Annotated in this window: 13 protein-coding genes and 1 pseudogene; 5 read left to right on the forward strand and 9 right to left on the reverse strand. The window is 51.7% G+C overall.

Translation table 11 applies throughout. The features are described from left to right. Positions 1–4: 4 nt before the first annotated feature. The 3 genes and pseudogenes from RYZ59_RS12660 to RYZ59_RS12670 all read right to left on the reverse strand — a co-directional run bounded on the left by RYZ59_RS12660 (position 5) and on the right by RYZ59_RS12670 (position 4407). Positions 5–2263, reverse strand: a pseudogene (locus RYZ59_RS12660) (NtaA/DmoA family FMN-dependent monooxygenase). 24 nt (positions 2264–2287) lie between these two features. Then, positions 2288–3409, reverse strand: coding sequence for an amidohydrolase (locus tag RYZ59_RS12665; protein ID WP_318048210.1), 1122 nt, complete (start codon positions 3407–3409; stop codon positions 2288–2290). After that, positions 3409–4407: an MsnO8 family LLM class oxidoreductase gene (locus RYZ59_RS12670; RefSeq protein WP_318048213.1), complete on the reverse strand. Its 999-nt coding sequence runs from the start codon at positions 4405–4407 to the stop codon at positions 3409–3411. The genes RYZ59_RS12665 and RYZ59_RS12670 overlap by 1 nt, the downstream gene beginning before the upstream one ends. 531 nt (positions 4408–4938) lie before the next feature. Here RYZ59_RS12670 and RYZ59_RS12675 point away from each other — a divergent pair. Then, positions 4939–6480 carry a PAS domain-containing methyl-accepting chemotaxis protein gene (locus RYZ59_RS12675; RefSeq protein ID WP_318048214.1) on the forward strand — a complete coding sequence of 514 codons (1542 nt, stop codon included), beginning with the start codon at positions 4939–4941 and terminating at the stop codon, positions 6478–6480. A 278-nt stretch (positions 6481–6758) separates the two neighbouring features. Beyond that, entirely contained in the window at positions 6759–8201 is a 1443-nt protein-coding gene (gene ansP, locus RYZ59_RS12680) for an L-asparagine permease (RefSeq protein WP_318048216.1), read from the forward strand. A gap of 44 nt (positions 8202–8245) precedes the next feature. Here the strand turns inward: ansP and RYZ59_RS12685 are convergent, their stop codons facing one another. From RYZ59_RS12685 to RYZ59_RS12700, 4 genes are all read right to left on the reverse strand, one after another. Beyond that, entirely contained in the window at positions 8246–8467 is a 222-nt protein-coding gene (locus RYZ59_RS12685) for a YgdI/YgdR family lipoprotein (protein ID WP_043016274.1), read from the reverse strand. A gap of 136 nt (positions 8468–8603) precedes the next feature. Continuing rightward, a complete protein-coding gene (locus RYZ59_RS12690; protein WP_318048221.1) occupies positions 8604–9665 on the reverse strand; it encodes a YncE family protein in 1062 nt (353 codons plus the stop codon). A gap of 265 nt (positions 9666–9930) precedes the next feature. Next, the gene (locus tag RYZ59_RS12695) at positions 9931–10965 is read right to left on the reverse strand and encodes an NADP-dependent oxidoreductase (protein ID WP_318048223.1); all 1035 of its coding nucleotides are present in this window, start codon (positions 10963–10965) and stop codon (positions 9931–9933) included. A 69-nt stretch (positions 10966–11034) separates the two neighbouring features. Beyond that, positions 11035–11610: an XRE family transcriptional regulator gene (locus RYZ59_RS12700; RefSeq protein WP_318048224.1), complete on the reverse strand. Its 576-nt coding sequence runs from the start codon at positions 11608–11610 to the stop codon at positions 11035–11037. 37 nt (positions 11611–11647) lie between these two features. Here RYZ59_RS12700 and RYZ59_RS12705 point away from each other — a divergent pair, with 37 nt between their 5' ends. Both RYZ59_RS12705 and RYZ59_RS12710 read left to right on the forward strand, forming a co-directional pair. After that, the gene (locus tag RYZ59_RS12705; protein ID WP_318048227.1) at positions 11648–12166 is read left to right on the forward strand and encodes a GNAT family N-acetyltransferase; all 519 of its coding nucleotides are present in this window, start codon (positions 11648–11650) and stop codon (positions 12164–12166) included. Then, positions 12163–12612 carry a DMT family transporter gene (locus RYZ59_RS12710; RefSeq protein ID WP_318048229.1) on the forward strand — a complete coding sequence of 150 codons (450 nt, stop codon included), beginning with the start codon at positions 12163–12165 and terminating at the stop codon, positions 12610–12612. The genes RYZ59_RS12705 and RYZ59_RS12710 overlap by 4 nt, the downstream gene beginning before the upstream one ends. A 75-nt stretch (positions 12613–12687) precedes the next feature. On the opposite strand, the gene RYZ59_RS12715 is transcribed toward RYZ59_RS12710, so the two are convergent. Beyond that, positions 12688–12921, reverse strand: coding sequence for a YdcY family protein (locus RYZ59_RS12715; protein WP_048211611.1), 234 nt, complete (start codon positions 12919–12921; stop codon positions 12688–12690). 17 nt (positions 12922–12938) lie between these two features. After that, positions 12939–14537 (reverse strand): ABC transporter substrate-binding protein, encoded by a 1599-nt coding sequence (locus tag RYZ59_RS12720; RefSeq protein ID WP_318048234.1) that lies wholly within the window; start codon positions 14535–14537, stop codon positions 12939–12941. A 282-nt stretch (positions 14538–14819) separates the two neighbouring features. Here RYZ59_RS12720 and RYZ59_RS12725 point away from each other — a divergent pair, with 282 nt between their 5' ends. Then, positions 14820–16136 (forward strand): SrfA family protein, encoded by a 1317-nt coding sequence (locus tag RYZ59_RS12725; RefSeq protein WP_137381816.1) that lies wholly within the window; start codon positions 14820–14822, stop codon positions 16134–16136. Positions 16137–16140: the final 4 nt, after the last annotated feature.

Here is a 16140-nt window from a genome sequence, read left to right on the forward strand (position 1 = left end):
CTCCTTAGTCGCCTAAACCGGCCGGATTAACTTCAGATTGCGGGATACGTTCCACCCCTTCCCCCCAGCGGTTCAGCACTTTGTCATAGTCGCCATTGCCGATCACACCGTTGAGGGCAGTTTGCACCGGCAGCACCAGGCCACTGTCTTTTTTCAGCGTAACGGCAATATGTGCGGCTTTCGGCCATCCGCCATCGACGCTGCCCACCAATTGCGTTTTACCATTGAGCGCCGCTTTCCAGGCCCCAATGACATTCGGACCAAAGTAAGCATCCGCACGACCTGACTGTAGAGCCAGCGTCTGAGCAGCATCATCTTTGGTATACACTGGCGTAAACGGTTTTAATCCTTTCTTCAAATTCTCTTCGTTCCACGCCAACAGAATGGCTTCCTGGTTCGTCCCTGAGCCGACGATAATGCGCAGCCCGGCAATATCTTCCGCCTGTTCAATTTTCGTCAGCGTGCTGCCGGTTTTGACATAAAAACCCAGGGAGTCCTTACGATAGGTGGCGAAGTCGAACTTCTCTTTGCGCGCTTTGGTCACGGTAATATTGCTGATCGCAGCATCGTATTTCCCGGACGCCACGCCCAGTGGCCAGTCTTCCCATGACGTGGGGACGACATTCAGCTCCAGCCCCAGACTATCGGCAACCAGGCGGGCAATATCGGCCTCACTGCCGATAAGTGTTTTATTATCATCGGCAAATACAGTCAGCGGCGGCTGGCTCAGTCCGGCGATAGCGACCGTAAATTTACCCGGCACAGCCAGGCGCAGATTAGCGGGTAACTGCGCAATCGCCTGTGGGTTTTTAACCGTGTGAATCGGTATTTTATTGGCTTCCAGGCTCACGCCGGTACCGTTGATGGTGACGTCATTTGCCCAGACAGTCGCGCTGAAAGCCAGTGACAGCGCAAGAAGTCGTGATTTTTTCTGCATAGCGTTTTTCTCTTATTGTGTGAATTGATTTGCAGGTGTTGCCAGCCCCAGGCTTGCGCGCAGCGTCGTGCTGGGATAGTCGTGGCGAAATAAACCGCGCGCCTGAAGCACGGGAATAACCTGGTCGACAAACCGTGGGAAGGTATCTGGCGTTCCCCCCTGAATGATGAAACCGTCGGCGGCTTTCTCCTCGAACCACTGCTGCAGCCCATCAGCCACCTGCGCCGGCGTTCCGCTAAAACGTGGACGTGGACTGGCAGCTTCCAGCGCCACCTGACGCAGGGTTAATCCCCGCTCCCGCGCATTGCGCTTGATCTCGTCAGTGGTACTACGAAAACTGTTTTCCCCGAGGGTGCCAAGATCCGGGAACGGTGCGTCCAGCGGGTACTGGCTAAAATCGTGATGTTCAAAATAGCGTCCCAGGTAATTCAGCGCGTCGGTGATCGACACCAGTGCTGCGGTCGCCTGATACTGTTGCTCTACGTCAGCGTCACTGTCGCCAACAATAATGCTGACACCCTGGAAAATATGCAGTTCATCGGCATGACGTCCGACAGCTTCAAGCTGACTTTTTACATCCTGATAAAATGCTTTGGCTTCAGACAGCGATTCCTGATGGGTGAAAACAGCGTCCGCATGCTGCGCCGCCAATTTTTTCCCATCGTCTGACGCGCCTGCCTGAAATATAATCGGACGGCCTTGTGGGGTCCGGCCAATATTTAGTGGTCCTGCTACCTGGAAATAATCACCATGGTGATTCAGGGTGTGTAATTTATGCGGATGAAAGAACTCGCCACTTGTTTTATTGCGGACAAACGCATCGTCTTCCCAGGAATCCCACAGACCTTTTACTACCTGTATATATTCAGCGGCAATGCGATAACGTTGAGCATGCTCAGGATGCTGGGCACGGGAATAGTTTTTAGCCGAACCTTCCAGTGGGGATGTCACCACATTCCATCCGGCCCTGCCCTGGCTAAGATGGTCCAGGCTGGCAAACTGTCGCGCGGTAGTAAACGGCTCGCTATAGGAGGTAGAAACCGTGCCCACCAGGCCAAGATGACGGGTGACGCTTGCCAGCGCAGATAATACCGTCAGCGGCTCAAAACGATTTAAAAAATGTGGAATAGATTTTTCATTAATATACAGTCCGTCAGCGACAAAAATAAAATCCAGCTTCCCTTTCTCCGCAATATGCGCAATCTCTTTTACAAAATCAAAATTAATACTGGCATCAGCACGCGCTGCCGGATGACGCCATGCTGACATATTCCCGGAGGCACCATGCAAAATAGTGCCCAGGCGTAGTTGCCGATTTTCAGCCATAGTAACCCCTACCCAACAGATAAATTAAAGGTGTGCGAATGCCGTTTTTGCTAAATGTGCAAAGTAGTGTGCGGCAGGTTCAATTAACCGTTCATCCGGATTAAACCCCGGATGATGTAATCCGTATTCACTGGCACTACCGATGCTAACAAACGCCCCAGGCGTATTTTGCAAATAAACGGCAAAATCCTCCCCGCCCATATGCAGGTCGGCATGATGCGTCGTGTAACCGGATTGTCTGGCTACGTTGGTCGCAATATCGGCCCAGTGCGCGTCATTGACCAGGGCCGTGGGCCCCGCGTGCCAGATAACATCAATCTGTGCGCCAAAGGCGTGGGCAAACCCAGCGGCAATATCACTGACCCGTGATTTGACCTGTTGTTGCACCTCTGCTCGATGTGTCCGGAGCGTCCCTTCCAGCTCAACGGATTCCGGTAGTACGTTCCATGTATTTCCCCCCTGAATTCGGGTGACGCTAAGCACCACCGAATCCAGCGTATTGACCTCACGGCTGGCGACGCTTTGTAATACCGTCACCAGTTGACTGGCGAGCAGGATGGCATCTTTTCCCTCGTGTGGACGCGCCGCATGCGCGCCTTTTCCGGTAATACGCAGCACAAAGCGATCCACATTGGCGTAAAACGCCCCTCCTCGGGTGGCAAAATCGCCTACCGCCAACCCGGGCTCGTTGTGCATGCCAAAGATCGCGGCCACATTTTGCAGGGCTCCGGCACGGATCAGCGTTTTAGCGCCACCAAAACTTTCTTCTGCCGGCTGAAACAAAATACGCACGCGTCCCGGTAGTGTGTTTTCCTCCTGCTTAAGCAACAGTGCAGCACCGAGCATCACGCTGGTGTGAATATCATGTCCGCAGGCATGCATCACCCCCGGCGTGACGGAGCGAAACGGCACATCGGTATTTTCTTCGATCGGTAAAGCATCGATATCCGCCCGCAGAGCGATGACATCGTCTCCCTGACCAATTTCGGCAACGACACCCGTTTTCAGATTGAACGGCAATAGCGTGACATCTGCAGCATGCAACCAGTCACGAATACGCGCGGTTGTCGCCACTTCCTGGAGGGACAGCTCCGGGTGCTGATGTAGCTCGCGACGCCAGTCGATAAGCTGTGAGGCTAATGACATCAGACAACCTCCATCGTGCTGTGGGCCTGTGCCAACAGGCGTAACGATGTCAGGCGCGCCTGACCTTCGGCCACCGGCGTATCGATAATGAATTCATCAATACCGTATTGCACCTGCCATGAACGCAGTGTGGCCACCACCTCCTGAGCGCTCCCCTGCAGTAACGCCTGCTCACGCCGGGCAATTGTTCGTGGTGCGCTGCCCGCCTGCGCGGCGAAAGCCAGCGCCTGCTCTTCGCTGGCGACGGTGACGCGTTGTCCATCCTCCAACTCGACGCCCCAGATTTGTACATCTTTCGCCAGTTGCGCTGCCATATCGCTGCTGTCAGCCACAATAACCTGCACGGCGACAATCGTTGGCCGTGAACTGTTGGCCTGCCAGAAGCTCAGCACCTCATGCAGTAACGCTTTATCGCCGTTCAGGTGCGCCGCGAAAATAAAGTTCCAGTCGGACTGTGCCGCCAGGCGTGCACTTTCTACGCTCGCGCCCAGCACAAATCTTTGCGGCGGCGCTGGCGGGAGCGGTGTCGGGAATACTGTCTGCCCGCTTTCTGTCCCGGTCAGCGTCAGCCAGGCGTTCAGTTGAGTAAGCTGGTCGGCAAAACTGCCTTTTTCTTCCTGATGCAGACCCACCTGCAGTGCCTGCGTTGACAGCGGTAAACCGCCGGGCGCTTTCCCAACCCCAAGATCGACACGTCCCGGCGCCAGTGAGGCCAGAAGATTAAAGTTTTCCGCTACCTTGTAGGGACTATAGTGTTGCAGCATGACGCCACCGGAACCCACGCGAATGCGCTGGGTTTGTCCCAGTATCCAGGCGATCACCAGTTCCGGTGAGGGGCTGGCAAGTTGCGGCGTATTGTGATGCTCAGCTATCCAAAAGCGATGATATCCCCACTCTTCTGCACGTTGTGCCAGGCGCAGCGTGCGGGCCAGCGCGGTTGCGGCAGTTTCACCTTCCCCGATGGGGCTTTTATCCAGAATACTCAGGCGGTATGACATGTTGCAGGCCTATATTTGTTAACATGTCAGTATTATTAAATTATCAAATAACCATATGGAAACATTTAATTCACATTTACTCAGCTAAAAAACAGATAACCAACCACGCAGCGATCAGGGATAACGTTCATCCCAACAGGAGTCAAACTTCCGGTTTTGAACGCGCCACTATGCAGAAAAAATGGCTTGTATTTGCATACTACAAAATATAATAGGTTTTTTATTGATACTGGAAAGGCGGCAACATCCTTTTTCGTTTGATTTATTTTTACATGCGTGTTCAGTGTTGAATTTAATTTAAGTCAGACTAAACACCTGTTTGTGTTATGCGCTTGTATTGATTGTTTCATTTTTATGAAAGAGACATGGGTTCCGCGCATTAATTTTTTTATTTTAAATACTTTCACAGAACTGATGATTAGTAGAGAATGCAGCGTTTCTTATTAAAATGGTTTAAAACAGCTTTTTAATATCCCCTGGAATTATTACGGGGATCTTTGTATGAATTATACATACCATCATGGGGCCTTTATGAAAAGTAACATGCCCGTTACACAAATTGAGCACACACTTAACGGTAAAGCGACGCTGCTATCGACGACAGATAAGGAGAGTCATATTACCTATGCAAACTCCGCGTTTATCGATGCCAGTGGTTTTAACGAAAGTCAATTAATGGGTGAACCGCATAATATTATTCGCCATCCAGATATGCCGCCAGCCGCGTTTGCTGACATGTGGTACACGTTGCAGCAGGGTGACAGCTGGACGGGAATGGTGAAAAACCGGCGTCAAAACGGTGACCACTACTGGGTACGCGCCAACGTCACGCCCGTTTGGCACAATGAAAAGTTAACGGGTTACATCTCAGTGCGTACTGTTCCTTCGCGAGACGAAATATCTCAGAGTGCGCAGCTGTATGAAAAAATAAATAATCAACAACTTAGCGGGTTCCGTCTTTTTAAGGGTATTATCATTCGCCGTGGCATATTGGCATGGACTTCAATGTTTAAATGGTTGAGCATTAGTCAACGCGTCAATTATGCCTTGGGAGTCGTTGCCCTGCTCTCTTTGTTATTAATCTTCGCTCCTGTAAATCACTTTATTCAATCCGGCGGGTTACTGGCGTTATTTCTGTTATTTGCTATTTACCTTAAGTGTCAAATTTGTCAGCCAGTTAATACACTATTGACTCAAATGAAGAAAGTCGTATCCGGACGAAAACCCGATAACTGCCATTTAAATCGCGTAGATGAAATCGGCATGTTAATGCGACTGGTTAATCAATCCGGACTTAATCTAAATTCACTGGTTGATGACGTCAGTACGCAAATATCCGGAATCCGGGCCATCAGCCAACGCGTCTCTAAAGAAGGTATCGCGCTGCATACACGTTCTGAAGAAACATCCGCAGACCTTCAGCAAACCGCTGCCGCCATTGAAGAAATTGGTAGCGCAGTGCAGCAAACTGCAGAAACGGCGGCTCACACCATGACGATGGCCGATCAAACCAGCACCAATGCCGCTGAAGGCGGCGATATTATGAAACAAACTATCGCCATGATGCAGGCGATCTCTCGTGATAATGGTCAGATTGTCGACATCATTGGCGTAATTGATAGCATCGCCTTCCAGACAAATATTCTGGCGCTCAACGCGGCTGTTGAAGCGGCGCGAGCCGGAGAGTCCGGGCGCGGTTTTGCCGTCGTGGCCGCGGAGGTGCGCAATCTTGCGCAACACTCTGCATCAGCGGCAAAAGAGATCAAACAGCTTATCGAGAAGAACGTCGCTAACGTCAATACCGGCGTAAAAATGGTTGAACAGACAGAAACGCATCTCACCGGGATGATCAGCGATGTGTTACAGATGTCGATGATGATTAAAGACATTAGTCTGGCAACGCGGGAGCAAACCCAGGCGCTGGATCTGATTAATGATTCCATTTCGCGTGTTGGGACCATGACGCACAATAATGCCGAGATGGTGGAGCGTGTCACTGACGCGACTGCCGATTTAACGCAACGCTCATCGCGATTGCAGCAGGCCGTACAGGTCTTTGGCGTGTCGGCGTAAAGCAAACAGCGCTCATTCTGCTGACGATCAGGATGAGCGCATTCCTTCACATTGCCCACCTCATCTATTTTTTACTGAATCGAGTCCACATCCCGTCAATTCAGGCTACAGAAAAAAACCACTTCCCCGTGTCCAGGCTTTGCTTCACTTATCAATTGAATGTAGGATGCTCGGCCGACACTTTTCCCGCGGTAACACAATGAAGGGTAACGCTGTTTTCGCCGCAACTACTGCGGCAAAAAGGATTTTGTAAATTAGTCAGGTTAACAGGAAACGTAATGAACACACACAACACGCAAGCCGCGGAACAACACGCGGCGAAACGACGCTGGTTGAATGCTCACGAAGAGGGGTATCACAAAGCGATGGGGAACCGGCAGGTACAAATGATCGCCATTGGCGGTGCTATTGGTACCGGGTTATTTTTAGGGGCTGGCGCACGTTTACAAATGGCCGGACCCGCTTTAGCACTGGTCTATCTGGTCTGCGGTATTTTTTCATTCTTCATTCTGCGGGCACTCGGTGAACTGGTTTTACACCGCCCTTCCAGCGGCAGCTTTGTCTCTTATGCCCGCGAATTTTTAGGTGAGAAAGCGGCCTATGTGGCTGGCTGGATGTACTTCATCAACTGGGCGATGACCGGAATCGTGGATATCACGGCCGTGGCCTTGTATATGCACTACTGGGACGCATTTGGTGATGTACCGCAATGGGTGTTTGCCCTCGGCGCATTGGCCATTGTCGGCACCATGAACATGATCGGCGTAAAGTGGTTTGCGGAGATGGAGTTCTGGTTTGCCCTGGTCAAAGTGCTGGCTATCGTTATCTTCCTGGTCGTCGGAACTGTTTTTTTGGGCACGGGAAAACCGCTGGATGGTAACGCCACGGGCTTTCATTTGATCACCGATAACGGTGGTTTTTTCCCGCATGGCCTGCTGCCAGCGCTGGTACTGGTCCAGGGTGTCGTCTTTGCATTTGCCTCTATTGAACTGGTAGGCACTGCGGCTGGCGAGTGCAAAGATCCACAAACGATGGTGCCAAAAGCGATTAACAGCGTTATCTGGCGAATTGGCCTGTTCTATGTAGGTTCAGTGGTGTTGCTGGTCATGCTGTTGCCGTGGAATGCCTATCAGGCAGGTCAAAGCCCGTTTGTTACCTTCTTTTCCAAACTCGGCGTTCACTATATTGGCAGTATTATGAATATCGTGGTGCTTACCGCCGCGCTTTCCAGCCTCAACTCGGGGTTGTACTGCACCGGTCGTATTTTGCGCTCAATGTCGATGGGCGGTTCCGCGCCAAGATTTATGGCCAAGATGAGCCGTCAACACGTACCTTATGCCGGGATACTGGCCACGCTTGTCGTGTACGTCGTCGGAGTTTTTCTCAACTATCTGGTGCCTTCGCAGGTGTTCGAGATCGTGCTTAACTTTGCCTCGCTGGGCATCATTGCATCGTGGGCATTCATTATGGTGTGCCAGATGCGTCTGCGTCGGGCCATTAAAGATGGCAAAGCAGCAGACGTTCACTTCAAACTGCCTGGTGCGCCGTTTACGTCCTGGTTAACACTGTTGTTTTTACTGGCGGTGCTGGTGTTAATGGCGTTTGACTATCCGAATGGGACCTACACTATCGCCTCATTACCGCTGATTGCCATTCTGCTGGTCGCTGGCTGGTTTGGGGTACGTAAACGCGTTGCGGAAATCCATCGTACCGCGCCGTAACGCTTTAAGGTAGGTCAGATTTCTGACCTACCCATTTGAGCGACTTAGTTTGCTTCAATTAGCTGAGCAACATCATTGCTGTTAATTTCCCGCGCATTCCCATCCTGATCGGTATAGCTGGTCATTCCCGTGTCTTTATCCAGTTTTGGTTTGCCCTGGGTGGTAATAGTTTGTCCGCTTTTCGTCGTCATGACGTAATCGGTGGTACAGCCAGCCAGCGTAAACAGCATTACGCCCGCACAAAGACAGATTAATGGCTTTTTCATGGTATTCCCGTGTTATTCAGTTAGCCGTTGAGGGCGTAGTGTAAGTCGCTGAAGTTTGTCAGGCTACCGATGGGGTGTAACGAGGCGTATCGTGGCGTATAGAGAAATGACTGGAGGGGTTGCCCCCTCCGAAGAATTACAGGGTGATACGAATAACATCGTCCGGTTGAGTCGCTTCCTGCTCGCGTGTGGATTTCTGTTTCACACTCACGTACAGGGTTTTGCCATCGGCAGAGAGCGCCAGGCTGTTTGGGAACGTCGGGGTATCGAAGGTTTTAACCACTTTATAGCTTTTCGCATCGATCACGCTGACTTTACCGGCCTGACGGTGGGTTACATAGGCTTCATTGCGTGTCGGGTTGAACAGTACGGCCAGAGATTCCGGTGCGGCAACTTTTGCCAGCACGTTACCGTTACGGGTGTCGATAACCAGCACTTCCGCCGCTTTGGAGTCAGTGACAAACGCACGATGACCGGCCGTATCCAGGCTCAGGTTAATGAAGAAGTGCTCTTTGCCATCGTCCAGCAGTTTTTTACGGCTGAGAATTTTGTTGGTGGCGGTATCGATGGTAATGAATTCGCCATCGGCATTGGCGGTATACAGGCGTTTAGCCTTGCTGTCGACAGCCAGTGCGGTGCTCATTTTACCGGTATTTTGAATCGTGTCCTGAAGTTTGACCGTCTCACCGTCCACGACCCAAATCACGCTCTCCTTACCAATTCCGCTGATGTATACCTTGTTGGTGGCGTCATCGGCGACCAGTTCACGAGGCTGCAGCGGACGGACGTCTTCAGAACGTTTACGCGCATCCAGTACCAGGCGCCCTTTCACCTCACCGGTTTTCGCATCAATCGCCGTCACCGCGCTATTCACGGTATTACCAAACCACAGCGTTTGCGTCGCGTTATTGATGGTCGCGCCAAACGGTTTGAGATCGTTATGAATAACCTGAGTTACTTCAAGCGTCACCGGATCAAGACGGTAAACTATCCCACCTTTATCCAGCTTACGACTCTGCGAGGTGGCCAGCCACAGTGCGTTTTCCTGCTGGCTGTACGCCATTTCGTAGGCGCCTTTACCTACGCCTTTGCGCAGCAGTTCTTCCGCAGCCTGCGTGCTAAATGATGATGCAACGAGCAGTGAACCTAACAGTAAAGAACCACGCAGACGCGGTGAAAACAGATGACGTAAAGACATGACGACTCCCTTTGATAAATTCAGTTGTTACTGCTTCACATAGCTTCAATGAGCAAAATCATGGTTTTGCCTTTTTAAGAATGAGAATAGTAATCATTATTTATCGCAAAGTGGAGTGTTTATTCACTTTCGGTGAAAACCTTCTTATTTTCTCCATGAATACTCGCTTGTAGCGAAATCAATATTCAAACAGATTGGCTCTACAACGCTTGCCGGATGGCGGCGTAGGCGCCATCCGGCTGTTAGCGCCTTTAGCCTCTTCGTATCACTCTTCAGCAAGACGAATTACGACCTTGCCAAAGTTTTTACCGGTCAGCAGACCGATAAAGGTCTCCGGGGCATTTTCCAGACCCTCAGTGACCTGCTCGCGATAGTGGATCTTGCCTTCCTGAACCCAACGCCCCATTTCTCGCTGAAATTCATGAATGCGGTGACCATAATCCTGACCAATGATAAAGCCCTGCAAGCGGATACGTTTTTTCAGTAACGTGGCCATAAGCAGCGGTAAACGGTCTGGGCCCGCCGGCAGTGATGTGGCGTTATAACCGCTCACCAGACCACACAGCGGAATACGGGCGGAAGTGTTGAGTAACGGCAAAACGGCGTCAAAAACTTTACCGCCGACGTTTTCATAATAGATATCGATACCCTGCGGACAGGCTTGTGCCAGTTGGCGTGCGAAATCGGGGGCATGATGATCGAGGCAGATATCAAAGCCCAACACGTCGGTAGCATGGCGACATTTCTCTGCCCCACCTGCCACACCAACAACCCGACAGCCCTTCAGCTTGCCGATCTGACCCACGGTTGCGCCAACAGGTCCGGTTGCCGCAGCAACAACCAGTGTCTCACCGGCTTTGGGCTGGCCAATATCCAGCAGCCCCATATACGCCGTAAAACCCGGCATCCCCAGCAGACCAAGCGCCCAGGAAGGATGTTCAGGGTGATCGCCTAACTTTACCAAATCAGCACCATTAGAGATGGCGAAGTCCTGCCAGCCGCTATAGCTCAGCACCCATTCACCGGGTTTAAAATCCGAATGATTCGATGCCACGACCCGACTGACCGTGCCACCCACCATCACGGCACCAATCTCAACCGGGGGCGAATAAGACGGCTCGTCGCTCATACGTCCACGCATATAGGGATCGAGCGAGAGGTAGACGTTACGCAGTAGCACCTCTCCGTCACCGGGCGTCGCGATGGCCTCTTCTTCAAGACGGAAGTTACCGGGCACCGGTGCGCCATGCGGGCGTGACGCCAGAACCCAGCGACGATTGCGTTGCATTTGTTGACCCATTGATGTTCTCCTCAGCTTTTGGCATGAATCCATCAATAGTAGACGCGCTATCTCTGTGATGCTTTCACATTAATTGCCAGCGTGGTTTAACCGCACAACCAGATAAACGCAGGACTGCGCGGTTTCATTGATAAACCGACAGTCGTTTGGCGGCCCCAACTCCAGGCAGTCCCCGGCTTTCATTTCGTGGCGTGTATCACCTTCCACAAACACCAATTCCCCCTGCTGCAACCAGATAAGCTGTCGGGCCTGCACATAAGAAGAGGCGGGCATCGGAATATCACTGCCAGCCGGTAATTCGATTTGCACCAGATCGATAGGCAGATCGCTGCGCGGAGAAACGTGGCGGCGCAAATAGTGGCTTTGCGGATCGTGCCAGACCGGCTGGTCGGCGAAACGCAGCAGTTTACCCTCCTGCATTTCGGCCCGGGCAATCAGCGTTGACATGCTGATACCAAACGCACCGGAAAGCCGTCCCAGTAGCGTCGCCGTTGGACTGCTCTCTCCGCGTTCTATTTTATGGATCATCGCCCGCGACACCCCTGCACGTTCGGCAAGTTCCGTCAGCGACCAGCCGCGAGATTCCCGCTCAATGCGAATTCTTGCACTGATCCGTTGATTTATGCTGTCTTCAATAGTATTCATATTGTAATACTATAGTGAACAACCCCTGAGGTTCAACATGTCAATTCGATTTGCCAGCAAAGACGACTGCGCCGCCATCGCAGAAATCTACAATCACGCCGTACTGCATACGGCCGCTATCTGGAACGATCAAACGGTCGATGCCGAAAACCGCATCTCCTGGTATGAAGCTCGCCAACTGATGGGGTATCCGGTGCTGGTAAGTGAAGAGAATGGCGTCGTCACGGGGTACGCCTCTTTTGGCGACTGGCGCAACTTTGACGGTTTCCGTCATACCGTCGAACATTCAGTGTACGTGCACCCGGAACATCAGGGAAAAGGACTGGGTCGCAGGCTGCTCAGCAGACTCATTGAAGAAGCGCGCGCGTGTGGCAAGCATGTCATGGTGGCAGGAATTGAGTCGCAAAATCAGGCATCGCTCCACCTGCATAGCACGCTGGGCTTCAATATTACCGCGCAGATGCCCCAGGTCGGGACTAAATTTGGTCGTTGGCTGGATCTGACTTTTATGCAGCTGCAGTTAGATGATCGCAGCGAACCGGATGCGCGTGGATGAACCAGACGCTGACCCTCTCCTTTCTGATTGCCGCAGGTATTGGTCTGGTGGTGCAAAACACGTTGATGGTGCGCATTACCCAGACGTCTTCGACAATCCTTATTGCTATGCTGCTTAACTCACTGGTCGGGATCGTCCTGTTTGTCAGCATACTGTGGTTTAAACAAGGTGCGGCGGGGTTTGGCGAACTGGTTTCCAGCGTGCGCTGGTGGACATTGATCCCGGGTTTACTGGGATCGTTCTTTGTTTTCGCCAGTATCAGCGGATACCAAAACGTAGGCGCCACCACCACCATCGCGGTGCTGGTCGCCAGCCAGCTTATTGGCGGTCTGGTGCTGGATATTCTGCGTAGCCAGGGTGTACCGCTTCGCGCGCTGGTAGGTCCGGTATGCGGTGCGATATTGCTGGTAGTGGGTGCCTGGCTGGTGGCAAGACGTTCGTTTTAAGCCTGATGGCGCTTCGCTTATCAGGCCTACGGAACGCCGGATGAGGTGTGAACACCGCCATCCGGCACGGAAATATCAAAGAATAGAGCCGCCTTTGGTCAACTGCTCACGACGCGCTTCCATATCTTCTTTATGCTGACGCCCATGATGTGCAATTGCCGTACGCAAACGTTGTTGCTGGGTGTAACGATCTTCCCGGCTCAGCGCAACATCATCGCTCAGTTCAATCAGCAATTCATTCATATGCGTAATGACGCTTTCTTCAATGGCGGCATCAACACGTGCGCTGACTTCATCCAGATGCGACATACTCCCTCCTTAACGTATTAATTTAATTTCGCTTTTGAAAAATCACTGCCCATCAGGCTAACGCTGTATCCGCTGACGTTGCTGCGTGTGGCATAGAAGGTTTTACCATTCGCCAGCGCAATCCACGGAGCCTGCTGATAGAAAATTTCCTGCGACTGCTGGTAAAGCGCGGCGCGCTCTTGCGGTTTGCTCACCAGTTTCGCCTTTTGAACCAGCGAATTATACTCTTTATCACACCAGCGCGCGGCGTTTGATCCGGTTTTAATGCTGTCGCAACCCAGCAGTACATCGGCAAAGTTATCCGGGTCACCGTTATCTGACATCCAGCCAAACAACGCAGTATCGTGCTCGCCTTTACGCATACCGGAGAGATACTCCCCCCATTCCCAGGAGACGATTTTCGCTTTCACACCAACTTTTGCCCAGTCGCTTTGAATCATCTCCGCAATACGACGAGAGTTCGGGTTATACGGACGCTGCACCGGCATTGACCACAGTGTCGCTTCAAAACCGTTTTCCAGCCCCGCTTTCTTCAGCAGTTCTTTCGCTTTCTGCGGGTCGTAATCGTAATCTTTCAGGTTTTTATTGAAGCCCAGCATATTCGGCGGGATTGGCGATTTCGCCACCGTGCCGGAACCTAAAAAGACCGCGTTAATAATGGCTTTTTTATCTGTCGCATAGTTCAGCGCCTGGCGCACCAGTACGTTATCAAACGGCTTTTTCTCCGTATTAAACGCCAGATAACCGACGTTCAGCGCTTCGACCGAATGCAACGTCAGATCCTTGTTCTTTTTGATTTCATCAAACTGCACCGGTGCTGGCGCGGGAATAATCTGGCATTCGTTGGTTTGCAGTTTCGCCAGTCGCGTCTGTACGTTTGGTGTGATGGAGAAAATCAGATGTTTCGTTGGCACTGCACCATCCCAGTAGTTCGGGTTTGCCAGATAGCGGATTTGTGAATCCTGCTTGTACTGTTGCAAGACATAAGGCCCGGTACCAATCGGCCAGTTATCGACGTTTTCCGGCGTGCCTTTTTTCAGCATCTCATCGGCATATTCTGCCGAAAGAATAGAGGCAAAATCCATCCCCCAGTCAGCAAGAAATGCAGCGTTGGGCTCGTTCAGGACAAATTGAACGTGATAATCATCAACCTTCTTAACCTCTTTGATCAGTTTGTCCAGGCCAACATCGTTGAAATATTCATAGCTACCCTGTGAAACCTTATGGTACGGATGATCGGCATCTTTCTGGCGTAATACCGAGAAAACGACGTCATCGGCATTGAAATCACGGGTAGGTTTAAAGAACTTATTACTATTGAACTTCACGCCCTGGCGCAGGGTAAATGTGTAGGTCTTGCCGTCGGGGGAAATTGTCCACTCCGTTGCCAGAGACGGGACCGGGGTATTTTTGACCGGATCGAAGTTGATCAATCGGTTGTACAACACCTGTGAACTGGCGACAAACGACGGACCTGAACTGGCAATTTGGGGGTTAAATGATTCCGGCGATGCTTCAGAGCAGTAAACAATGGTATCAGTACTGGCGGCACAGGCAGCACCTGTTGGTAAGACGGCGCTGAGTGCCAGCGCGAGCAGCGTTTTCCTTGCAATCATGGTTATAAGCCTTCTTCTTTTATTATTTACTCGTCTATCAGAGCATAGCTGGCAAAGACGCACTAATAACAAATCTCTATCAGGTTATTCTAATCGGGTGGTTTTCGCTGATTAATTCATCATCGCAGGCGAAGTAATTTACCTTAAGTCTTTTTCAAAACGTCAAGATTTTTCCCAATACTCTATGCCATGAAAATTCGCCCATTTTGGCATCTCTTCTGGCATTTGCTTGTTTTGAGAATCCGTATAATGGCTGTGTGAAGAAGTCTAAGGGGCAATTACGTGGCAAAAACTCTCTTGCGCAGCGGCAATTTGGATGACTATCAGGCCGTGGGTGGCGGTGGTCAGGCCGTGTTTGATTCAGCACTACAAATTCGTGAAACGCTTCGTCTGCGTAAACAACAGGCGATGGCGGATTGTCTGGCAATCCCACAAGTTAACGACAGTGGCGATCGGGTGGACTGGTATTCCCCGCTTGAAGGAAAGGCTGTCGCGTGGAAAGCCGCTGATGAAGATGCGCGTTTTCGGGCTCTGCGCTATCTGTCCAGTACGCTGGAGAATGCCGCGGCCCTGAGTCGGAAAAGCCTGCAATCGGGTAAAACTTCTCTGCAACTGTTTGGTTCACTACTCGACAAAGCCATCCAGTTTCCAGGTGAGAACCACGTGTTCCTGGTTGATGGCAAACCCGTCATTACGTTCTGGGGCTTCGTCAATCTGAATGAAAACACCCGTGACGATGTACTCGATTGCCTGCGTCATACCGACGTTCCCCAGGTTGTAGTGGCACCTGAACCGGAGCCGGAACCGGAAGTCGAAGAAATCCCGACGGAAATCACTTTCGCCGAGGCCGATACCCCGCTGCTGACAACGGCCATTGAGCTAGCGAAACCCGCTGAACCCGAACCACAACCCCCGGTCATCGTGAGTGAGCCAGAGATCGCGCCACCGCCAGTACAGCGTAAGCCCACGCGTCGCCTGCCGCTGTGGAGCCTGCCCGTTGCTGCGGCAGTCATTGCCGCCATTGCAGGGCCGCTATTATGGAAACAACACACGGATTCTCCCGCACCTGCAGTCGCCCTCATTGACGTGGCAAAGATAGACAGTAAACCCCTGCCAGAGCTGACACCTTCGCTGCCGCTGCATCGGGCTGAAGTTATTCCACCGGTGAAAAAAGAGAAGCCCGTAGAAGGACCGGTGGTAATTGCCGCTATCCCGAAAGATGCGTTGGTAATGGATGCCAACCAGATGAAGGCTGGTACAACACGTTTTCTTAACGGCAACTGGCGTGTTCTGGTCGATATAAAAGATCCGGTCAGTGGTAAAGCCCCGTCGCTGCGTTATCAAATTCAGGCCAATAAGGGCACTGCGCGTGTCGTGCATGGCGACAATATCGTTTGCCGCGCCGAAATTTTCTCTGGTCTGCATCAATCGGGCGAATTAATGATTAAGAGTCGTGGGAATGCCCGTTGCACGGACGGTTCGCGATACCCCATGCCCGAAATCACCTGTAAAGCAGGAACAAACGACGTCGCAGCTTGTACCGCACGTTATGACGAACACGCGGAAATCCCTTTGACGATCAAAAAGATAGGTGCCTGATTTT

It is taken from the genome of Citrobacter sp. HN-141 (genome assembly GCF_033341895.1).
Lineage (GTDB): Bacteria > Pseudomonadota > Gammaproteobacteria > Enterobacterales > Enterobacteriaceae > Citrobacter.